Origin of the sequence: Pelagerythrobacter marensis, from assembly GCF_001028625.1 — a bacterium.
GTDB classification, from domain to species: Bacteria; Pseudomonadota; Alphaproteobacteria; order Sphingomonadales; family Sphingomonadaceae; genus Pelagerythrobacter; species Pelagerythrobacter marensis.
This window is the reverse complement of the sequence record NZ_CP011805.1, coordinates 1,573,308-1,593,559: the sequence shown is the minus strand read 5'-3', so window position 1 is coordinate 1,593,559 and position 20,252 is coordinate 1,573,308. Positions and strand designations below refer to the sequence as shown.

Genomic DNA, 20,252 nt, shown 5'->3' with positions numbered 1-20,252 from the left:
CCCCTATATGCCGGGCATGATTTATCTTCCGCGTGCCGTCCGGCCGTTCGCGCTTCTCCTTCCCCTGGCTCTGGTCGCGCCCTCCGCTACGGCGCAGGTGCCTGCGCCCGTGGCCGCGCCCGAATCGCTGCAGACCGGGGACGAAGTGCCGTGGATCTATCGCGGCAGCGATGTTCCGCGCGACGAGGAATGGCTGTTCGGTGAGATGGACAATGGCCTGCGCTATGCGGTGCGCGAAAACGGCGTGCCCCCGCGGCAGGTTTCGATCCGCATCCGCATCGATGCCGGATCGCTGCACGAGCGGGACGACGAACGCGGCTTCGCCCACCTGATGGAGCATCTGAGCTTCCGCGAAAGCAAGTACCTCGGCCCGGCGATGGCAATCCCAACCTGGCAGCGGCTGGGCGCGACGTTCGGCAGCGACACCAATGCCGAAACTTCGCCTACGCATACGGTTTACAAGCTCGACCTGCCCAATGCGACGCCGCAGGCGCTGGAAGAAAGCTTCAAGCTCCTTTCCGGCATGATGCGCGAACCGGTGTTGAACGAAGCCAACCTGGCCGCCGAAGTGCCGATCGTGCTGGCGGAAAAGCGCGAGCGTGGCGGCGCGGCGGAGCGGGTGGTCGAAGTGACCCGCAAGACGCTGTTCGCCGGCCAGCCGCTGGCCGAACGGATGCCGATCGGGACCGAAGCGACGCTGACCGGGGCCACGGCGGAAGCCGTCCAGGGATTTCACGACCGGTGGTATCGCCCGGAAAACACGGTGATCGTCGCCGCCGGCGATGTCGATCCGATCCGGCTGGCGCAACTGGTCGAAAAGTGGTTCGGCGACTGGCAGGGCAAGGGCCCGCATGTCGAGGCGCCGAGCTTCGGCGATCCGGTTCCGCCGCCCGGCGCGCAGGGGGACAACCCCGTTGGCGAAACCGCGGTGCAGGTGGAACCCGACATGCCGCGTTCGCTGACATACGCGTTCATGCGCCCCTGGCGGCAGGTGAACGACACGATCGTCTATAACGAAGGGCTGTTGACCGATGCGCTGGCGCAGGCACTGATCAATCGCCGGCTGGAGGCACGGGCGCGGGCCGGCGGGTCCTATCTCTATGCCCAGGTCCAGCAGGACGACGTCAGCCGGTCCACCGATGCCACATTCGTTACCGTCGCGCCGCTTTCGGGCGACTGGCAGGCGGCGTTGAAAGATGTTCGCGCGGTCATCGCCGATGCTCTCTCCACCCCGCCTTCGGAGGAGGAGATTGCCCGCGAAGTGGCTGAATTCGACGTGGTGTTCGCCAGTACGGTGGAACAGCGCTCTGTCATGGCGGGCTCCAAGCTGGCCGACGATATCGTCAGCGCGGTCGACATTCGCGAAACCGTCGCCGCGCCGGAAACGGTGCTCAACGTCTTTCGCGGGATGCGCGACAAGCTGACGCCGGACGCGGTGCTGGAACACACGCGGTCGCTGTTTGCCGGCGACGTGGTGCGCGCCGTCTATGTCACGCCGGCAACCGGCGAAGCGGATGCGCAAGCACTCAAGGCCGCGCTGCGCGAAGATGTCGCCCCCGATGCCAGCGCGCGGCTGGACGCGACGCCAATCTCGTTCGCCGACCTGCCAGCGATTGGCGAGCCGGGAGACGTGGTGAACGCGGAGCCGCTGGGTCTGCTGGGGATCGAACGGGTCGAACTGGGCAATGGGGTCACCGCGATCCTGTGGGCCAACGATGCCGAACCGGGCCGGATCGCCGTGCGCGTGCGCTTCGGCGCGGGAATGCGCGCGTTCGACCAGGGGGACGCGGTCTATCGCGAGCTGGGCGAACGGGCGCTGGTCCAGTCGGGCCTGGGCGAACTGGGGCAGGAAGAACTCGATCGCATCTCCACCGGGCGCAAGATGGCGCTCGATTTCGAGATCGAGGAATCGGTGTTCACCTTCTCCGCCCAGACGCGCAAGGCGGATCTGGACGATCAGCTCTATCTCTTCGCGGCCAAGCTGGCGATGCCGCGGTGGGATGAAAATCCCGTGCTGCGGGCCAAGGCGGCAGCGCGGCTGGCTTACGAAAGCCTCGCCACCAGTCCGGGCGCGGTGCTCAGCCGCGATCTCGAATACTATCTGCGCGATCGCGATCCGCTCTACGCCACGCCCGACCTTGCGATGCTGGAAAAAGCGACGCCGGCGGGTTTCCGCGAAGTGTGGGAACCGCTGCTGAAGCAGGGGCCGATCGAAGTCGCGATTTTCGGCGAGTTCGACCGGGAGGCGACGCTGGAAACGCTGCGCCGCACCTTCGGCGCCCTGCCGCCGCGCACGCCGATCCCGGCGGATGTGGCTGCGCGCACGCCTGACTTCCCCGCGCCTTCGGCCGATACCGTCGTGCTGCACCATCGCGGCGATGCCAACCAGGCGGCGGCGGTTGTCGCCTGGCCGACCGGCGGCGGGGTGGACCGGCTGCCCGAATCGCGCCAGCTCGAAATTCTCGCCAACCTGTTCAGCAACCGCCTGATCGATGCGATGCGCGAACGCGCGGGGGCCAGCTACGCCCCGCAGGTTTCCAACAGCTGGCCGATCGACCTTGCCGACGGCGGGCGGATCGCCGCGATCGCACAGCTGCGGCCCGAAGACGTGCCGGCCTTCTTCGCTGCGGCGGACGAGATTGCGACCGATCTGGTGGCCAATCCGCCGACGGAGGACGAACTGGCCCGAGTGACCGAGCCGCTGCGCCAGCTGATCAACCGGGCATCTACCGGCAACACGTTCTGGATGTACCAGCTCGAAGGTTCGACCCGCGATCCGCGCCGGGTCCAGCACGTGCGTTCGCTGTTGAACGACTACACGGTCACCACGCCGCAGGCGATGCAGGCCCTGGCGCGCAAATATCTCGCGGCGCGCGCCGGTTTCCGGCTGGCGGTGATTCCCGAAGGGCAGGAACTGGTGCGCGGCCCGGCCGCCGCGCCGGTGCAGGCCCCGGCGGGGCGGTAAGGGTGCGCTCCGCGTAGCCTAACCATCACCGCCCGAAAGTTATTTGCCCTTGCCGCGCGGCCCGCTGTCGCGTTCAATGGCATCTTCCTTCGAACACGAAAGAGTACGATCAAGTGGCGCGCAACTGGACACCCGATAGCTGGAAATCGCACGAGGCACGGCATCTGCCGACCTATGACGATCCGCAGGCGCTGGAAGCGGTCGAGGCGACGCTTGGCGCCTATCCGCCGCTGGTCTTCGCCGGGGAAGCGCGCGCGCTGAAGGCGGAACTGGCCGAAGTGTCGCAGGGGCAGGGTTTCCTGATCCAGGGCGGCGACTGCGCCGAAAGTTTCGCCGAATTCCACCCGAACAACATTCGCGACACCTTCCGTGTGCTGTTGCAGATGGCGGTCGTGCTGACGTTCGCGGGCAAGCTGCCGGTGGTGAAGGTGGGCCGCATGGCGGGCCAGTTCGCCAAGCCGCGCAGCGCGCCGACCGAAACCAAGGACGGCGTCACGCTGCCCAGCTACTTCGGCGACAACGTCAACGGGATCGAATTCACGCCCGAATCGCGGCATAACGATCCGCAGCGCATGGTCCGCGCCTATTCGCAGGCGGCGGCGACGCTCAACCTGCTGCGCGCCTTCGCCGGCGGCGGTTACGCCAATCTGCGACAGGTCCACCAGTGGACGCTCGATTTCATGGGCCGCAGCCCGTGGGCCGAAAAGTTCGGCGAAACCGCCGACCGGATCGGCGAGGCGCTCGATTTCATGGAAGCCTGCGGGGTCGACCCGGCCACCGTGCCGCAGTTGCAGGGCACCAGCTTCTACACCAGTCACGAGGCGCTGCTGCTGCCTTACGAACAGGCGATGACGCGGCAGGATTCGCTGACCGGCGACTGGTACGACACCAGCGCGCACATGGTCTGGATCGGCGACCGGACCCGGTTCGAAGGCAGCTCGCACATCGAATTTGTTCGCGGGATCGGCAATCCGCTGGGCCTGAAATGCGGGCCAAGCCTGGAACCGGACGTGCTGCTGAGCCTGCTCGACACGCTCAACCCCGGGCGCGAGCCGGGGCGGATCACGCTGATCAGCCGCTTCGGGCACGAAAAGGTCGAAGCCGGCCTGCCGCGCCTGGTCCGCGCCGTCGCGCGCGAAGGGCACCCGGTGGTGTGGAGCTGCGACCCGATGCACGGCAACGTGATCAAGTCCGAAAGCGGGTTCAAGACCCGCCCGTTCGACCGGATCCTGAGCGAGGTGAAGGGCTTCTTCGCGGTCCACCGGGCCGAAGGGACCCACGCGGGCGGCATTCATATCGAAATGACCGGGCAGGACGTGACCGAATGCACCGGCGGCGCCATCGCCATCACCGACGAGGCGCTGGGCGATCGCTATCACACCCATTGCGACCCGCGCCTCAACGCCGCGCAGTCGCTGGAACTGGCCTTCCTGCTGGCGGATATGATCCGCCTGGAAACCACCGACCGCCACGCCGACGCCGCCTGATCCAAGCGCGATTGGCTCCACGTTCCGCCGCGCAGGCGGAACGTCAGGATGGCTTGGGGAAGCTCGCAACGTCGAGCCACCGTCACCCTGAACTTGTTTCAGGGCCCATTCCTCCTCCTGCGCTGTAGGTGCGGGGCGGCACGATGGATGCTGAAACAAGTTCAGCATGACGGGGAGGGAGTATCATGCTGCCCATACCCGGTCCCCCGCGCAGGCGGGGGCCTCAGGCCGCAGGCGCTTTGCCGGATAGCCCGAGACCCCCGCCTGCGCGGGGGATCGGAGGGGGGGGGAGGATCGGTCCTCGCGACGTGATCCCCTGCGAAAGCAGGGGCCCAGGACGGCGGGCGCTGGGGCTGTTTCTGGGTTCCTGCTTTCGCAGGAACTCATGGGGGGCGGTAAGGACCCAACTCACGCACCCTGGCACAGGATGCATTCTCTAAATGGTCACTAGCCCCCGAGGCCGCCGCCTGCGCGGGGGGCGTAATGTGGTCAGAACGCGTCGGCGGCGTCCATCAAGGTGGTGAGTTTTTTCGGGGCGACCGCGCGCCAGCTGCGGGCCAGCCACTGGTCGACCGCTTCCCAGTCGGTATCGCCCAGATCCAGGCGAATACCGATCCATCCGTCGCCGAAATAGGGTGGGCGGTAATAGTGTGCCGGATCGTTTTCGATCAGCTGCGCCTGTTCGTCCACGCCGCTGATCTTGGCGAGCAGGGCGGTTCTGCCGTCGCCGTGATGGTCGACGCTGACCCAGGCGAATTTCTTGCCTTTCTCGATCCCGAAGCAGGGCATTCCGTGGCTAAGCGTTTCTTCCGCCTGGGGAAGCGCCATCGCCCGTTCGCGGACCCGCGCCACCAGCCATTCCGGTTCGAACGGGCGCGAAACGTATTGCGCCAGCACGCGGGGGTAAAGCTGGTGTTCGGCGAGTTTGACCCGCTCCGCCAGTACATCGGGCGTATCGCCGGGCGCGATGGCGACTTTGGCCTGGCCCAGCACTTCGCCCATGTCGAGATCGTCGGTGACCAGATGGACCGATGCACCCGCATGGCTGTCACCCGCCGCAATCGCGCGGGCATGGGTGTCGAGCCCCGGATAGCGCGGCAGCAGCGAAGGGTGGATGTTGAGCATCCTTCCTTCCCATGCGGCGACGATATCGGGCCCGAGGATACGCATATAGCCGGCGAGGACGACATATTCGGCGCCGGCATCGCGGATCGCCGCGTCCATCGCCGCATCGTGATCGGCGCGCTTCATGCCGCGATGGGGAAGGGCGAAACTGGGCACGCCCTCCGCCTCGGCCAGCGTCAGTGCCTCTGCCGCGGGATCGTTGCTGGCCACCAGCACGATGTCATAGGCTGCGCCCGGCAGGCGCGAGGCATAGAGCAACGCGGCCATATTGGTGCCCTTGCCCGATACCAGCACGGCGACCTTCGCCGGGGCGCGCGGCGCGCCGTCAGGCAAGGTGCTGTGCCTCCCACCCATTGGCGGCGAGCCAGGTCCCGGCACTGCCGCGCACGGTGCAGCCGCGTTCGCCCGCTTCGATCCTGCCGATGCGGAACACCCGCTCCCCCGCCGTTTCGAGATCGCGCGCCAGATCGTTCGCGGCGGCTTCTTCCACCGCCAGAACCATGCCCGTGCCGCAGTTGAACGTGCGGGCCATTTCGGCAGGCGCAATTTCGCCCTGATCCTGAAGGAACGCCATCAATGCCGGCTGCGGCCAGCCGTCCGCATCGACGAGCGCGTGCGCGCCTTCGGGCAGAACGCGCGGGATATTTTCCAGCAGCCCGCCGCCGGTAATGTGGGCGAGCGCGGCAATCTGCCCCGCGCGGATCGCGGGCAGCAGTGCCTTCACATAGATGCGGGTGGGCGCAATCAGCGCCTCGATCAGGGTCCGTGTGTCGTCGAACGGTGCAGCGTCGCCCAGCGCCCAGCGCTTGTCCGCCGCCAGCCGCCGGACGAGCGAATAGCCATTGGAATGGACCCCCGAACTGGCGAGGCCGAGCAGGACCTGGCCGGGCCTCACCGCGTCACCCGTCAATTGCTCGCCGCGCTCCACCGCGCCGACGCAGAAGCCGGCGAGATCGTAATCGCCCGCGGCATACATGCCCGGCATTTCGGCCGTTTCCCCGCCGATCAGCGCGCAGCCCGCTTCGCGGCAGCCGCCGGCGATCCCGGCGATCACGCGCTCCGCAACGCCGGTTTCCAGCTTGCCGGTGGCAAAATAGTCGAGGAAGAACAGCGGTTCCGCACCCTGAACGATCAGATCGTTGACGCACATGGCGACCAGATCGATGCCCACGGTATCGTGCAGGTCGTGATCGATCGCCAGCTTCAGCTTGGTCCCCACACCGTCGTTCGCGGCGACCAGCAGCGGATCGGAATAGCCGGCGGCCTTCGGATCGAAAAAGCCGCCGAAGCCGCCGATTTCGCCATCGGCCCCCGGGCGCGCGGTGGCCTTCACCAGCGGCCCGATCGCCTTGACGAGAGCGTTGCCGGCGGCAATCGAGACACCGGCCTGGGCATAGGTATAGCCGCCGGTCGTATTTTCTTGGTCAGACATCGGATAAGCGCTTTAGACTTTCGCGCTTGGATTTCCATGCCCGTTTGGGCAAAAGGCCGCGAGTTTTCCCCTATGTCCCATTCGCTCTCGCCCTTCCGCCTTTCGCGCCCGACGTTCGTTGCTGCGGCGATTCTCGCGCTGTTCGCCGGCGGGGCGGTGCTGTGGGCGCAGGTGGAAGGGGACCGGGGAATCGCCCCGATCGCCAGCAGCGGCGATATCGACATTACCGGAATCGAAGTCGACGTGCGCGGCGACAATGCCGAAGATGCGCGCGAGAAGGGCTGGCGCGAGGCGCAGCGCAAGGCGTGGGAAAAGCTGGGCGGACCCAGTATTTCCGACGGTCAGTTGCAAGGCCTCGTCGTCGCGGTGGTAATCGAACAGGAAAACATCGGGCCGCGGCGCTATATCGCGCGGCTCGGCATCACGTTCGATCGCGCGCGGGCCGGGGCGCTGCTGGGCGCCAGCGGGCGGGGGCCGGGCTCGGCGCCGATGCTGCTGGTCCCGGTGACCCGTTCGGCCGGGGTCTATACGGTTTACGAAACGCGCAACCCCTGGCAGCGCGCCTGGGCCGAATATCAGGCGGGGGCGAGCCGGATCAACTATGTCCGCCCATCGGGCGCGGGCGGCGATTCGCTGTTGCTGTCATTTGGCCAGACGGGCCGCCGCAGCCGGTTGTGGTGGCGCAATATTCTCGACCAATTCAGCGCGGCGGACGTTCTGGTGCCCGTCGCCCATCTCGAACACCAGTGGCCAGGCGGACCGATTGAGGGGACCTTCACCGCACGATACGGGCCGGACAATACTTATCTCGACCAATTCACCCTACGCGCCGAAAACCCGGAGCAGTTGCAGCCGATGCTTGCCCAGGCGGTCCAGCGGTTCAACACGATCTTCGAACGGGCGCTGGCCGACGGGAAGCTGAAACCCGATCCCACGCTCGACCTCGGCACTGTGGAGGCGGAGCCTGCACTGCAGCGGCTGATCGAAATGGGCCGCGCCGCGCTCGCGCGCGATCGGGCTGCTGCTGCGGCGCGGGACGCTGCGGCGGAGGCGGCGGAAGACAGCAGCACGCCTGCACCCGCTCCGCAACCGGCAGAAACGGCCCAGGCTGCGAGCTATGCGGTCCAGTTCGCGACGCCTGACGCGGGTGCGTTCGATGCCTCGCTGTCCGCCGTGCGTGCCGCGCCCGGCGTGCGCGGTGCCGCCGTGACGAGCACTGCGATCGGGGGCAGTTCGGTCATGTCGGTGACATTCGCCGGCTCGCAGGAACAGCTCGCCGCCGCCTTGCGCGCGCGCGGGTTCACCGTGCGCCAGTCGGGCAACTCGCTGGCCATCAGCCGCTAGGCCCGGGAATGTCGCAGATCGCCCTGCCGCTGGTGGTGCGCAGGCGCGGCGAGCCCGCGCGGATCGTGCTCGGCAATGCCAACAGCCATGTAGCCGACGCGCTGCAAAGCCCGGGGCGCTGGCCCTATCGCACGGCGGTATTGCTCGGCGGGCCTCGCTCGGGCCGGTCGCTGTTCGCGCGGTGGTTCGCCGCGAGCCGCCAGGGCGAGGCGATCGACGATGCCGACACGCTGGATGAAACCGAACTGTTCCACCGCTGGAACCGGGCGCAGGAACGCGCCCTGCCGCTGTTGCTGACGGCCGCCGCGCCGACGTGGGACATCGCCTTGCCCGACCTGCGCAGCCGGATCGGCGCCGCGCTCCACCTCGAAATCGGGGTGCCCGACGATGCAATGGTGGCGGACCTGATCGAAGCCCATGCGGCGCAGCGCGGCCTTGCACTGGGCGAAGGTGCGCTTACCTACCTCGTACCCCGTGCCGAACGCGGCTTCGCGGGGATCGAGCGGCTGGTTGCGGAAATCGACCGGCTGAGCCTGGAGCGCAAGGCGCCGGCGACGATGTCGATCTGGCGCGCCGCGTTGGAGGCGATAGCGGGGCCCGAGCAGCGAAAGCTCGACTTTGACCCCGAGAACTAGGTCCGGCTTGCCTCGCCGGGCCTGAAATGGGACTATCAGGCCGATGTTCGACCGTCTCGCCGCCTATCTCGAATCGATCCAGGCACGCGATCCGGCGCCGCGTTCGCGCTGGGAAGTGCTGCTCTATCCCGGCGTTCTGGCGGTTGGGCTGCATCGCCTGGCGCACTGGCTGTTCCAGGCGCGGCTCTATTTCCTCGCCCGGTTCGTCAACCATTTCTCCCGCTGGCTGACCGCAATCGATATCCACCCTGGCGCGCGGATCGGACGCAACCTGTTCATCGATCATGGCTTCACCGTGATCGGGGAAACCGCGGAAATCGGCAACGACGTGACGATTTACCAGTGCGTGACGCTGGGCGGCACCAATCCCACCAACGGCAAGGGGGGCAAGCGCCACCCGACCGTGAGCGACGGGGTCATCATCGGGTCGGGCGCGCAGATCATCGGGCCGATCACCCTGGGCGAACGCGCGCGCATCGGCGCCAATGCGGTCGTTACCGATGACGTGCCCGATGGCGCGACGATGATCGGGCTCAAGGCTCGATCCACTCTCGTCCCCGCGGAAGAATGGCTGCGTGAATTCATCCCCTACGGCACCCCGTGCGATGAACCGTGCGAAGAAATTGGCGGCAACGGCAACGGCGCGAACGCCAGCCGCCGGATCGCGGAGCTCGAAAATCAGATGGCCGCGCTGCGTGCCGAGCTGGACGAAATGCGCGCCGCCGGTGCCGCACCGGTGAAGCGCAGCGGAACCGATAGCTGATGGCGGCGCCCGGGGCGGGGCATGGGCCCGCTGCCAATATCGTCGCCTTTCCCGGCAGGCAGCCGGGCCAGGTCGCCTTCGCGCGCGATGAACTGCAACGTATCCTCGATCTCTATGGCCGCATGGTCGCGGCGGGCGAATGGCGCGACTATGCGATGGATTTCGCGCGCGATGCCGCCACGTTCGCCGCATTCCGCCGCGCGGCAGAACGCCCGCAGGCCCGGATCGAGAAACGCCCCGCGCTGCGCAACCGGCAGGGCATGTGGACCCTGTTCGGCGAACACGGCCAGGTTCTCAAACGCGGGCACGAACTTCCCGGCGTCCTCGCGCCGATGGAGCGCAAGCTGCTGAAATCCGTTTCGGATTGAACCGGATCACCAGACGGTGAGACAGCAGATGGCGGGGCGGCGAGCGGCCTTGGCGCGCCCACCGCCCGCAACACTTAACCGCGAGCGGAAGAGGGGCCGGCGTCGGCGCCCAGCACGCCCTGCATGGCCTTTAGGATCGCGCCCGACTGTTCGGCGCCGGACTGCGGGGCCTGTAGGTTGTTCATGCCCGAAATCTTGTCCCAGTTGGCGGCGAAGCCTTCGACCGTGCGATCTTCGTCCTTCAGCCAGACCGCGTCGTTCATCACCACCCAGGCGGAATGGAACCCGCCGGCGCCCGCGCCGACGATGGCATTGGTCGGCGCATCTTCGCTGACCAGGAACAGCGCGGCCGGGACCACATTGACCGGATCGAACAGCTTGAACGCTTCTTCGGGGAAGAGATCTTCGGTCATGCGCGTGCCCGCCACCGGGCTGAGCGTATTGACCTTGATATTGTACTTCGCGCCTTCGAGCTGGAGCGTCTTGGTCAGCCCGGCGAGGCCGAGCTTGGCCGCGCCGTAGTTGGCCTGGCCGAAGTTGCCGAACAGCCCGGTGGACGATGCGGTCATCAGCACGCGGCCATAAGCCTGGTCGCGGAAAGTTTCCCAGCAGGCCTTGGTCGCATTGGCCGAGCCGGTCAGATGAACTTTCACCACGAACTCGAAATCCGCCGGCTCCATCTTGGCGAACGTCTTGTCGCGCAGAACGCCCGCGTTGTTGATCAGGACGTGGACGCCGCCCCACTTCTGCTTCGCATCGGCGACCATCTTTTCCATCTGGTCGTATTCGGTGACCGATCCGCCGTTGGCCATCGCAGTGCCGCCGGCCTTTTCGATTTCCTCGACCACTTGCGCCGCTGCGTCGGAAGATCCGGTGCCATCGCGCGAACCGCCCAGGTCGTTGACCACGACTTTCGCCCCGCGCCGCGCCAGCTCCAGCGCATATTCGCGGCCCAGCCCGCCGCCGGCACCGGTGACGATGGCAACCTTGTCCTTGAAATCGATGCTCATGATCTCTCTCTCCTGATCCGAAGCCCGCGCGGGGGCCTTACGTTCGCGTCAATCTGCGAGCGAGGTGGCAGGTTCCGCGCGGCGTTGCAACCGTATGCACGGCAGGGCGCGATTCCGTAAGGGCATTACCCGTCGCGGTGGCTGCGCCGCCGCTACCCCGCACTGCAGCGATTCGTCGGTCAGGATCAGAGTTTTTGCAGCGCCGGGATCAATTCCGCAAACGAATCGATCGCCGCATCGGCGCCCATGTCCCCGCGCGGCAGATCGCAATAGCCGTAACAGGCCGCGACCACCGGCACCCCCGCCGCACGGGCGGCGCGGATGTCGTAGGAACTGTCGCCGATATAGACCATGCTCCCGCCGCCGCAGCATTTGCGTGCCTCGTGAATCGGGTCGGGTGCGGGCTTGGCGCGATGCCTGCCCTGCGCGTCGCGGCCCAGGCTGTCTCCGCCGATCACGCAGTCGAACCGGTCGACCAGCCCCAGCGCGCCCAGGATATCGCGCGCAAACCCTTCGAACTTGTTGGTCACCACGCCCAGCCGCACCCCGCGCGCGGCGAGATCGTCCAGCACCGCGATCGCGCCGGGATAGGGGCGCGTATGGACCGCGCTGTTGGCACCGTAGAAGGCCAGCATCTTCTTGTAGAGATCATGGAAATCGTCGTCGGGCATCCCGCCCTGATCGTCCACCGCGCGGCGCAGCATGATCTTGGCCCCGCCGCCGATCAGGTCCTTCGCGCTGTCCGCCGGGACGACTTCGAACCCGCCCAGTTCCAGCGCATGGTTGACCGCCGCGCCCAGATCGCGGTGCGTTTCCAGCAATGTGCCGTCGAGATCGAAGCCGACAATGTCGAAAGGGAAATCCGCCATGCGGGGCGGGGTGGCGCAAGGTTCTTCAAACCGCAAGCGTTTGCTGGCAAGGGGCAGGGCATGAGAGAATTTGCAACGGTCATCCTTGCCGCGGGCAAGGGCACGCGCATGAAATCGGGCCTGCACAAGGTCCTCCACCCCATCGCCGGGCGGCCGATGATCGATCATCTGATGGCCTCCGCCGCGCAGCTTGGCCCGGCGCGAACGGTCGTGGTCGTCGGCAGCGGGCGCGATCAACTGGAAAGCGCGCTGGCGGATCGGGCGGAAACCTGCCTGCAGGAACCGCAGCTGGGCACCGGCCATGCGGTACAGCAGGCGCAGGACGGCCTGAACGGGTTCGATGGCGATGTCCTGATCCTCTATGGCGATGTGCCCTTCGTACGCGCCGAAACGATGCGCGCGATGCTCGACAGGCTCCACGCCGACGACGCGCCCGCCGTCGTCGTTTTGGGCTTCGAGCCGGCGGATACGCTGCAATATGGCCGCGTGATCGCCGATGCCGATGGCCGGATCGAAAAGATGGTCGAACACAAGGACGCGACCGAGGCGGAGCGTGCCTGCCGCCTGTGCAATTCGGGCCTGATGGCCGCGCGCGCCGCCGACATGTTCGATCTGCTTGCGCGGGTCGGGAACGACAACAGCCAGGGCGAATACTATCTGGTCGACGTGGTCAACGTCGCGCGGGAGGACGGGCGCCACAGCGCGGTCGTGGTGACCGACCAGCCGGACGAAGTGACCGGGATCAACAGCCGCGCCGAACTGGCCCGGGCGGAAGCGCAGTGGCAAGGGGTGAAGCGGGAGGAGGCGATGGCCGCCGGCGCATCGCTGCGCGCGCCGGAAACGGTGTTCTTCAGCTACGACACGCAGATCGGCCGCGATGTCACGATCGAACCCAATGTCGTCTTCGGCCCCGGCGTCAGCGTGGCGGACGGGGCGACCATACGCGCCTTCAGCCATATCGAAGGGGCCAGCATCGGGCCGGGATGCGAAGTCGGCCCCTATGCCCGCCTGCGCCCCGGCGCGGTGATGGAAAAGGGCAGCAAGGTCGGCAACTTCGTCGAGATGAAGAAAGCCGTTCTGGGCGAAGGGGCCAAGGCCAACCACCTGACTTATCTCGGCGATGCCGAAGTGGGGGCCGGGGCCAATATCGGCGCGGGCACGATCACCTGCAATTACGACGGTTATTTCAAGCACAAGACCGTGATCGGCCCGCGCGCCTTCATCGGCAGCAACAGCGCGCTGATCGCTCCGGTGCGGATCGGCGCGGATGCCATCGTCGCCGCGGGCAGCGCGGTCAGCCGCGACGTCGACGACGGCGAGCTGCGCATGGTCCGGGCCGAACAACTGGTGAAACCCGGCTGGGCTGACCGTTTCCACGACACGATGAAGAAGAAAAAGGCGGGCGAGGACAAGTGATCCGCCCGCTCGCCCTGCTTGCCGTCCCGGCCCTCGCAGCCTGTGGCGGCGCGGGGCAGGGGGAGCGGGTGGAGCAGCAGGCTCCGGCCCACATCTCGGCTGCACCGGTGGCGGGTTGCGGTGCGGGGGCTGAACCGATCTTCCACTGCACCGTGGCCGATGGGCGCGAGCTGTCGGTCTGCGCAGTCGCGGGCAGGGGCGGCGTGCTGGAGGCCCGCTATTCCTTCGGCCGGGGCACGGCGAAGCTGGTCCTTCCCACCCCCTCCGGCCCGCCGCCGCGCTTTGCCACGGTGCTCTATTCCGGCGGCGGGGAAGCGCAGATCGCGTTCGACGACGGCGACTGGCGCCATGTCGTCTTCAGCCGCATGGTCCGCACCAATTTCGCGCCGGGGGAGCCCAATTATCCCGCGATCCGCGATGGCCTCGTCGTGCTGCGCGGCGGGCGGTTTGCGCAGATGCATATGTGCGAAGGGGGCGCCACCGATCTGCCGATCCAGTACGATGCGGCAGGACGGGCGATGACCCGCGAAGACGAACTGTTCACGGAAGAGACTGCGCGCGCCGATGCCGGGGGATGACGAGAGCGCGACCTGCTGGCTTTGCCGCCGCCCGATCGGCGATAGTATCGAGTGGCACCATCCCGTGCCCCGGGCGAAGAAGGGGCGCGCAACCGTGCCCATCCACCCGATCTGCCACCGCACGATCCACGCCCATTTCACCAATTCCCAACTCGCCCGCATCGGCGACGACCGCGACCACCTGGCGCAGGAGCCGGCCGTGGCCCGGTTCCTCGAATGGATTGCGGACAAGCCGCCCGATTTCCACGCCCCGACACGCGGCGGCCCCGCCCGTGGCGGGCGGGCGCGCTAGAGTGGTTTTTCGTTGAGACGGCACCGGCCGCTTCAATCTTGCCTGAAAACCCTCAATCGACCCCGCCGAAGCCGGGGATGAAGGTCTTCGGCACGGTCCATTTGTAAACCGGGCGGTTGGAGACGATGCGCTTTTCGTCGGGCGGCCAGTCGCCCATGCCGAAATCGTGGCTGACCACCCGGTCGCCGGGGTCGAGCTGTTCAAGCAATTGCGGGCGCAGGCGCAGGTTCAGCGTGTCGCCGAGGTAGAGCGTGACCACGTCGGCATCGGAAAAGTCGGTGGCGAACAGGTCGGCCTCGCGAAATTCGACCAGGTGCGCGACGCCGGCAGCTTCGGCATTGGCGCGGGCTTCGCGGATCAGGCGCGGGTCTATCTCGATCCCCACCGCGCGCACGCCGAACTGGCGGGCGGCTGCGATCGGTATGCGCCCGTCGCCGGAACCAAGATCGTAGAGCACGTCGCCGTCCTCGATCTCGGCCATGTCCAGCATGGCTTCGACCACCGGCTCGGGCGTCGGTACGTAATGGATATCGACGCGCGGACCGCACGAAGCGAGCGCGGCAAGACATGCCGCGAGGGCCAGCGTCATGCGGAAGGGGGCAAAGGCGGCAATCATGCGAACCAGCGTGAGACGCCTTGCGTGACGTTAGTATGAATAGGGGTGCGTCGGGCGGGCGGGCAGATACGAAAAGGGCGGCCGTTGCTGGCCGCCCCGTCTGTCCGCTAGGTTTGCCTGTCCGCTAGCTTTGCCCGTCCGCCAGCTCATCCGGCGATAGGGTGCGATCAGCCTTCGACATGCTCGGCGAGGACGGTCAGCCCGGCCTCGCTGACTTCGGCGAAACCGCCACGCACCTCAATCTCCTCCGGCGCGGCGCCTTCGGTCCGGTAGACCTGGACCGCGCCGTCGCGGATCGTGGACATGAAAGGCGCGTGGCCTTCCAGCACCCCGAATTCACCCTCCGCACCGGGGACGACCACCATGTGGACATCCTCGCTACGGACGAGCTTGGCCGGGGTCACGAGTTCGAAATGCAGTGCCATTGTCTAATCCTCAATCCCCTCCCGTTTGCGGGAGGGGAGTCCATTACGCCTCGTCGGCCAGCTTCTTCGCCTTGGCGACCGCTTGGTCGATGCCGCCGACCATGTAGAAGGCAGCTTCGGGCAGGTGATCGTATTCACCTTCGACGACGGCCTTGAACGACTTGATCGTGTCTTCCAGCTGCACGAACTCGCCCGGGATGTTGGTGAACACCTCGGCCACGTGGAACGGCTGCGACAGGAAGCGCTGGATCTTGCGCGCGCGGGCGACGGTCAGCTTATCTTCTTCCGACAGTTCATCCATGCCGAGAATGGCGATGATGTCCTGCAGGCTCTTGTACTTCTGCAGCGTTTCCTGAACCTTACGAGCGGTTTCGTAGTGCTCCTGCCCCACGACGCGCGGTTCGAGCACGCGGCTGGTGGAATCGAGCGGGTCGACCGCCGGGTAGATGCCCAGCTCCGAAATCGCGCGGTTCAGCGTGGTCGTCGCGTCAAGGTGCGCGAACGAGGTGGCGGGGGCAGGGTCGGTAAGGTCGTCCGCGGGGACGTAAATCGCCTGGACCGAGGTGATCGAACCCTTGGTGGTCGAGGTGATGCGTTCCTGCAGGTTACCCATGTCGGTCGACAGGGTCGGCTGATAACCCACGGCCGAAGGAATACGGCCGAGCAGCGCCGACACTTCCGAACCCGCCTGGGTGAAGCGGAAGATGTTGTCGACGAAGAACAGAACGTCCTGCCCTTCCTGGTCGCGGAAATATTCCGCCATCGTCAGGCCCGACAGGGCGACGCGGGCACGCGCGCCCGGCGGTTCGTTCATCTGGCCGAACACCAGCGCCACCTTGGAACCTTCGGAGATCGCCTCGCCCGCATCGTTCTTGGCGATGACGCCGGCGTCGAGGAATTCGTGGTAAAGGTCGTTACCTTCGCGGGTACGTTCGCCCACGCCGGCGAACACGGACACGCCGCCGTGACCTTTCGCGATGTTGTTGATCAGTTCTTGGATCAGCACGGTCTTGCCCACGCCGGCGCCGCCGAACAGGCCGATCTTGCCGCCCTTCGCATAAGGCGCGAGCAGATCGATGACCTTGATGCCGGTGACGAGGATCGCCGCTTCGGTCGACTGGTCGACGAACAGCGGGGCTTCCGCGTGAATCGGGGCGGTCTGTTCCGCGCCGACCGGGCCGCGTTCGTCGATCGGCTCGCCGACGACGTTCATGATGCGGCCCAGCGTCTTCGGGCCGACGGGGACCGAAATCTGCGCGCCGGTGCTGACGACTTCCTGCCCGCGGACGAGACCTTCGGTCGCATCCATCGCGATGGTGCGCACGGTGTTTTCGCCGAGGTGCTGGGCGACTTCGAGAACCAGCGTGTTGTCGCCGTTCTTCGTTTCGAGCGCGGTCAGGATCGCCGGCAGTTCACCGGGGAACTGCACGTCGACGACGGCGCCGATGACCTGGCTGATCGTGCCGTTGGTGATCTGGTTGAGTACGGGTGCGGTGGCCATGATGCTATGTCCTGCCTTGCAGTTATGCGGCGCCGGGGGCGCAGATCGAAGCGGGGTCGGCGAGCGTCCATTCCCCTTCGCCGGGGGTGAGGGTCGCCTTGTTGCGGAGGTACGAATCTTCGCCGAGGCCGTACTCGCAGATCACGTCGCTGGAGCCGAAGCCGGCGCGCTTGCACACTGCGGTGTTGACCGGCTTGAGTTCGGGACATGCTTCCGCCAGCAGGCCGGAAAACAGTTCCTGGTTCGGGGCCGGAAGCGACGGTTCGGGCGCGGGTTCCGGGGTCTGCACCGGTGCCGGCTCGGGCGCGGGTTCTTCGCCGCAGGCGGCGAGGGACAGGGCGAGGACGGGAACGAAAAGGGCGATCTTGTTCACGATGATATTCCGCTAGCTGGGGCTCAGAGCGCTTCTGCGCCGGCGATGATTTCGATGAGTTCGGTGGTGATCGCGGCCTGACGGCTACGGTTGTACTGGATGGTCAGCTTGTTGATCAGGTCGCCCGCGTTGCGGGTGGCGTTGTCCATCGCGGTCATCGACGCACCCTGTTCGGAAGCGGCGATTTCCAGCAGCGCGCCGAACACCTGCGTTTTGACGTAACGCGGCAGAAGCTCTTCCAAGATCGCTTCTTCGTCGGGCTCGTATTCGACCACCGCATCGCCGCCGGTGCTGCCTTCCACTTTGCCTTCGGGGGCAGGGACGGGGATCAGCTGCTGGATCGTGGGGTTCTGCACCAGCGCCGACTGGAACGTCGGGTAGATGAGATGCGCGATATCGAACTTGCCGCTTTCGAACAGCGCGATCAGCTCGTCCGCGATGGCTTCGGCTTCTTCGAAACCGGGGGTGCGCACGGTGCTGGTATCGAACTGCGGGCCGATCTGTTCGGCAAAATCGCGCTTGATCGGCGCGCGGCCTTTCTTGCCGACCAGGTAGAATTCGACATCCTTGCCTTCGGCTATCAGCGCGCGCGCCTTTGCCTTGGCGGCCTTGACGATATTGGCGTTGAGGCCGCCGCACAGGCCCTTGTCGGTGTTGACCACGACCAGCAGATGGCGCTGGCTGGAACCGGTGCCGGCAAGCAGTTTCGGGGCGCTATCGCCGCTGACCTTGCCCGCGAGCGAGGCCATGACGGCAGACAGGCGTTCGGCGTACGGGCGCGCGGCTTCGGCCGCGGCCTGCGCCTTGCGCAGCTTCGCCGCCGCGACCATCTGCTTGGCCTTGGTGATCTTCTGGGTCGACTTGACCGAGTTGATCCGGCCCTTGAGTTCTTTCAGCGAGGCCATTTCGGCTCCCTAGCTAGTATCTCGCGGGGCTCAGGCGAACTGCTTGGCGAACGTGTCGAGCGCGGCGACCGTGCGGTCCTTCACGTCGCCTTCGAACTTGCCGCTTTCGCGAATGTCCTTGAGCACGTCGGCGTGTTCGCTGCGCATGAAGCTGAGCATTGCCGCTTCGTATTCAGTCACCCGGTCGGTCGGGATCGCGTCGAGATAGCCGTTGGTGCCGGCAAAGATCGACACGGTCTGTTCTTCGAACGGCATGGGCGAAAACTGCGCCTGCTTGAGCAGTTCCGTCAGCCGAGCACCGCGATTGAGCAGCTTCTGCGTCGCGGCGTCGAGATCCGAACCGAACTGCGCGAAGGCCGCCATTTCGCGGTACTGCGCCAGCTCCAGCTTGATCGAGCCGGACACTTTCTTCATCGCCTTGGTCTGCGCGGCACCGCCAACGCGGCTGACCGACAGGCCCACGTTGATGGCCGGGCGAACGCCCTGGTAGAACAGGCCGGTTTCGAGGAAGATCTGCCCGTCGGTGATCGAAATCACGTTGGTCGGGATATAGGCCGAGACGTCACCCGCCTGGGTTTCGATGATCGGGAGGGCCGTCAGCGATCCGCCGCCGTTCGCCTTGCTCATCTTGGCCGCACGCTCGAGCAGGCGGCTGTGGAGGTAAAACACGTCACCCGGATAGGCTTCGCGGCCCGGCGGGCGGCGCAGCAGGAGCGACATCTGGCGATAGGCGACCGCCTGCTTGGAAAGATCGTCGTAAACGATCACGGCGTGCATGCCGTTGTCGCGGAAGAATTCACCCATCGCGCAGCCGGTGTAGGGCGCGAGGTACTGCAGCGGCGCCGGTTCCGAAGCGGTCGCGGCGACGACGATCGAATATTCCATCGCGCCGTTTTCTTCGAGCTGGCGGACGATCTGCGCCACGGTCGAACGCTTCTGCCCCACGGCGACATAGATGCAGTAGAGCTTCTTGCTCTCATCGTCGCCCGCGTTGGCTTCCTTCTGGTTGATGAAGGTGTCGATCGCGACGGCGGACTTGCCGGTCTGGCGGTCGCCGATGATCAGCTCGCGCTGGCCGCGGCCGACGGGCACGAGGGCGTCGATCGCCTTGAGGCCGGTCTGCACCGGTTCGGAAACCGATTCACGCGGGATGATGCCCGGCGCCTTCACCTCGACCCGGCGACGCTCGGTCGTTTCGATCGGGCCCTTGCCGTCGATCGGGTTGCCCAGCGCGTCGACCACGCGGCCCAGCAGGCCGCGGCCGACGGGAACGTCCACGATTGTTTCGGTCCGCTTGACGCTGTCGCCTTCCTTGATCTCGGCATCGGAGCCGAAGATCACGACACCGACGTTGTCGGCTTCGAGGTTGAGCGCCATGCCCTGCACGCCATTGGCGAATTCGACCATCTCGCCGGCCTGAACCTTGTCGAGGCCGTGGATGCGGGCGATGCCGTCACCGACCGAAAGGACGGAGCCGACTTCGCTGACTTCGGCCTCTGTGCCGAAGTTGGCGATCTGGTCCTTGATGACCTTGGAGATTTCTGCGGCGCGGATTTCCATGTGCGTGTCTTCCTTCGAGCCTTGTGGCGTCAGCCCTTCATGGCGTGGGCGAGAGAATTGAGGCGGGTGCGGATCGAACCGTCGATGCGCTTCGAACCAATAGTGACGACGAGCCCGCCCAGAAGGTCGGGATCGACCTTCGCGTCGAGCTTGACCGTGCGCCCTTCGCGCGCGGTCAGCTTGTCCCTGAGCGTGCCCAGCTGCGCGTCGGTGAGCGCGTGAGCGGTTGCGACCTCGGCCGTAACTTCACCGCGCTGGGCGGCGGCGATTGCGCGAAAGGCGCGAACGATCGCGGGCAGTTCGCCCAGCCGGCGATTGGCGGCAAGAACGCCCAGGAAATTGCCGGTCAGGTCGGACAGACTGAGCAGCTTCGCCACGCCTGCCATCGCCGCGCCCTGCGCCTTCCGGCTCAGTTCGGGGTTGGTCGTCGCGGCGCGCATCTCTGCCGATTCGGCGAGAGCGGCGGACAGATTCTCAAGGTCCGATTCGACAGCAGTGACCGTGCCCTTCTCGGCGGCCAGATCGAACAGGGCCGAGGCATAGCGCCCTGACAGGCTAGCCTGAATACCGGCGGAAATCTCCACGCGT

At 66.5% G+C, this 20,252-nt stretch carries 20 protein-coding genes; 9 read left to right on the top strand and 11 right to left on the bottom strand.

Annotated elements, in window-relative coordinates:
• The first annotated feature begins 16 nt into the window (after positions 1-16).
• Positions 17-2,965, top strand: a complete 2,949-nt coding sequence (locus AM2010_RS07675) for a M16 family metallopeptidase (RefSeq protein ID WP_047807801.1) — start codon at positions 17-19, stop codon at positions 2,963-2,965.
• A gap of 113 nt (positions 2,966-3,078) precedes the next feature.
• Positions 3,079-4,452 carry a class II 3-deoxy-7-phosphoheptulonate synthase gene (locus AM2010_RS07670; protein WP_047806573.1) on the top strand — a complete coding sequence of 458 codons (1,374 nt, stop codon included), beginning with the start codon at positions 3,079-3,081 and terminating at the stop codon, positions 4,450-4,452.
• A 489-nt stretch (positions 4,453-4,941) separates the two neighbouring features.
• On the opposite strand, the gene purN is transcribed toward AM2010_RS07670, so the two are convergent.
• Positions 4,942-5,910, bottom strand: coding sequence for a phosphoribosylglycinamide formyltransferase (purN, locus tag AM2010_RS07665; protein ID WP_269084062.1), 969 nt, complete (start codon positions 5,908-5,910; stop codon positions 4,942-4,944).
• Entirely contained in the window at positions 5,903-7,009 is a 1,107-nt protein-coding gene (gene purM, locus AM2010_RS07660) for a phosphoribosylformylglycinamidine cyclo-ligase (protein ID WP_047806571.1), read from the bottom strand. Before purM ends, purN begins: the two co-directional genes overlap by 8 nt.
• Before the next feature lie 72 nt (positions 7,010-7,081).
• Between purM and AM2010_RS07655 the strand changes: the two genes are divergently transcribed.
• From AM2010_RS07655 to AM2010_RS07640, 4 genes are read left to right on the top strand one after another with little or no spacing between them, the layout of a single operon-like run.
• Positions 7,082-8,353, top strand: a complete 1,272-nt coding sequence (locus AM2010_RS07655) for a hypothetical protein (RefSeq protein ID WP_047806570.1) — start codon at positions 7,082-7,084, stop codon at positions 8,351-8,353.
• 8 nt (positions 8,354-8,361) lie between these two features.
• A complete protein-coding gene (locus tag AM2010_RS07650; protein ID WP_047806569.1) occupies positions 8,362-8,988 on the top strand; it encodes a P-loop NTPase family protein in 627 nt (208 codons plus the stop codon).
• 43 nt (positions 8,989-9,031) lie between these two features.
• Positions 9,032-9,751: a serine O-acetyltransferase EpsC gene (gene epsC / locus AM2010_RS07645; protein WP_047806568.1), complete on the top strand. Its 720-nt coding sequence runs from the start codon at positions 9,032-9,034 to the stop codon at positions 9,749-9,751.
• A complete protein-coding gene (locus tag AM2010_RS07640) occupies positions 9,751-10,119 on the top strand; it encodes a DUF2794 domain-containing protein (RefSeq protein ID WP_047806567.1) in 369 nt (122 codons plus the stop codon). Before epsC ends, AM2010_RS07640 begins: the two co-directional genes overlap by 1 nt.
• A gap of 74 nt (positions 10,120-10,193) precedes the next feature.
• Here AM2010_RS07640 and AM2010_RS07635 read toward each other — a convergent pair whose 3' ends face one another.
• On the bottom strand, positions 10,194-11,129 hold the full coding sequence (locus AM2010_RS07635) for an SDR family NAD(P)-dependent oxidoreductase (RefSeq protein WP_047806566.1): 936 nt from the start codon (positions 11,127-11,129) through the stop codon (positions 10,194-10,196).
• A 185-nt stretch (positions 11,130-11,314) separates the two neighbouring features.
• Complete coding sequence (locus tag AM2010_RS07630; RefSeq protein WP_047806565.1) at positions 11,315-11,998, bottom strand: HAD-IA family hydrolase; 684 nt, start codon at positions 11,996-11,998, stop codon at positions 11,315-11,317.
• A 60-nt stretch (positions 11,999-12,058) separates the two neighbouring features.
• Between AM2010_RS07630 and glmU the strand changes: the two genes are divergently transcribed.
• The 3 genes from glmU to AM2010_RS07615 are packed head-to-tail and all read left to right on the top strand — an operon-like array spanning position 12,059 to position 14,284.
• Positions 12,059-13,414: a bifunctional UDP-N-acetylglucosamine diphosphorylase/glucosamine-1-phosphate N-acetyltransferase GlmU gene (glmU, locus tag AM2010_RS07625; protein WP_047806564.1), complete on the top strand. Its 1,356-nt coding sequence runs from the start codon at positions 12,059-12,061 to the stop codon at positions 13,412-13,414.
• Positions 13,411-13,992: a hypothetical protein gene (locus AM2010_RS13765; protein ID WP_053044004.1), complete on the top strand. Its 582-nt coding sequence runs from the start codon at positions 13,411-13,413 to the stop codon at positions 13,990-13,992. Before glmU ends, AM2010_RS13765 begins: the two co-directional genes overlap by 4 nt.
• Entirely contained in the window at positions 13,979-14,284 is a 306-nt protein-coding gene (locus AM2010_RS07615; RefSeq protein WP_047806563.1) for an HNH endonuclease, read from the top strand. Before AM2010_RS13765 ends, AM2010_RS07615 begins: the two co-directional genes overlap by 14 nt.
• Before the next feature lie 52 nt (positions 14,285-14,336).
• Here the strand turns inward: AM2010_RS07615 and AM2010_RS07610 are convergent, their stop codons facing one another.
• The 7 genes from AM2010_RS07610 to AM2010_RS07580 all read right to left on the bottom strand — a co-directional run bounded on the left by AM2010_RS07610 (position 14,337) and on the right by AM2010_RS07580 (position 20,248).
• Complete coding sequence (locus AM2010_RS07610) at positions 14,337-14,900, bottom strand: SAM-dependent methyltransferase (protein WP_082132834.1); 564 nt, start codon at positions 14,898-14,900, stop codon at positions 14,337-14,339.
• Between the two features lie 167 nt (positions 14,901-15,067).
• Positions 15,068-15,325 carry an ATP synthase F1 subunit epsilon gene (locus tag AM2010_RS07605; protein ID WP_047806562.1) on the bottom strand — a complete coding sequence of 86 codons (258 nt, stop codon included), beginning with the start codon at positions 15,323-15,325 and terminating at the stop codon, positions 15,068-15,070.
• Between the two features lie 43 nt (positions 15,326-15,368).
• On the bottom strand, positions 15,369-16,826 hold the full coding sequence (gene atpD / locus AM2010_RS07600; RefSeq protein WP_047806561.1) for a F0F1 ATP synthase subunit beta: 1,458 nt from the start codon (positions 16,824-16,826) through the stop codon (positions 15,369-15,371).
• 22 nt (positions 16,827-16,848) lie between these two features.
• The gene (locus tag AM2010_RS07595) at positions 16,849-17,199 is read right to left on the bottom strand and encodes a hypothetical protein (RefSeq protein ID WP_047806560.1); all 351 of its coding nucleotides are present in this window, start codon (positions 17,197-17,199) and stop codon (positions 16,849-16,851) included.
• 23 nt (positions 17,200-17,222) lie between these two features.
• Positions 17,223-18,104, bottom strand: a complete 882-nt coding sequence (locus AM2010_RS07590; RefSeq protein ID WP_047806559.1) for a F0F1 ATP synthase subunit gamma — start codon at positions 18,102-18,104, stop codon at positions 17,223-17,225.
• A gap of 30 nt (positions 18,105-18,134) precedes the next feature.
• On the bottom strand, positions 18,135-19,664 hold the full coding sequence (gene atpA / locus AM2010_RS07585) for a F0F1 ATP synthase subunit alpha (RefSeq protein ID WP_047806558.1): 1,530 nt from the start codon (positions 19,662-19,664) through the stop codon (positions 18,135-18,137).
• Between the two features lie 29 nt (positions 19,665-19,693).
• A complete protein-coding gene (locus AM2010_RS07580) occupies positions 19,694-20,248 on the bottom strand; it encodes a F0F1 ATP synthase subunit delta (protein ID WP_047806557.1) in 555 nt (184 codons plus the stop codon).
• Between the last annotated feature and the right edge of the window lie 4 nt (positions 20,249-20,252).

Bases quoted from the DNA above. Each gene is read 5' to 3' on its own strand.
- atpA (WP_047806558.1), bottom strand. From the start codon at position 19,664: ATGGAAATCCGCGCCGCAGAAATCTCCAAGGTCATCAAGGACCAGATC.
- AM2010_RS07640 (WP_047806567.1), top strand. From the start codon at position 9,751: ATGGCGGCGCCCGGGGCGGGGCATGGGCCCGCTGCCAATATCGTCGCC.
- AM2010_RS07675 (WP_047807801.1), top strand. From the start codon at position 17: ATGATTTATCTTCCGCGTGCCGTCCGGCCGTTCGCGCTTCTCCTTCCC.
- AM2010_RS07610 (WP_082132834.1), bottom strand. From the start codon at position 14,900: ATGATTGCCGCCTTTGCCCCCTTCCGCATGACGCTGGCCCTCGCGGCA.
- glmU (WP_047806564.1), top strand. From the start codon at position 12,059: ATGAGAGAATTTGCAACGGTCATCCTTGCCGCGGGCAAGGGCACGCGC.
- purM (WP_047806571.1), bottom strand. From the start codon at position 7,009: ATGTCTGACCAAGAAAATACGACCGGCGGCTATACCTATGCCCAGGCC.
- AM2010_RS07605 (WP_047806562.1), bottom strand. From the start codon at position 15,325: ATGGCACTGCATTTCGAACTCGTGACCCCGGCCAAGCTCGTCCGTAGC.
- AM2010_RS07590 (WP_047806559.1), bottom strand. From the start codon at position 18,104: ATGGCCTCGCTGAAAGAACTCAAGGGCCGGATCAACTCGGTCAAGTCG.
- AM2010_RS07630 (WP_047806565.1), bottom strand. From the start codon at position 11,998: ATGGCGGATTTCCCTTTCGACATTGTCGGCTTCGATCTCGACGGCACA.
- epsC (WP_047806568.1), top strand. From the start codon at position 9,032: ATGTTCGACCGTCTCGCCGCCTATCTCGAATCGATCCAGGCACGCGAT.
- AM2010_RS07655 (WP_047806570.1), top strand. From the start codon at position 7,082: ATGTCCCATTCGCTCTCGCCCTTCCGCCTTTCGCGCCCGACGTTCGTT.
- atpD (WP_047806561.1), bottom strand. From the start codon at position 16,826: ATGGCCACCGCACCCGTACTCAACCAGATCACCAACGGCACGATCAGC.
- AM2010_RS07650 (WP_047806569.1), top strand. From the start codon at position 8,362: ATGTCGCAGATCGCCCTGCCGCTGGTGGTGCGCAGGCGCGGCGAGCCC.
- AM2010_RS07635 (WP_047806566.1), bottom strand. From the start codon at position 11,129: ATGAGCATCGATTTCAAGGACAAGGTTGCCATCGTCACCGGTGCCGGC.
- AM2010_RS07615 (WP_047806563.1), top strand. From the start codon at position 13,979: ATGCCGGGGGATGACGAGAGCGCGACCTGCTGGCTTTGCCGCCGCCCG.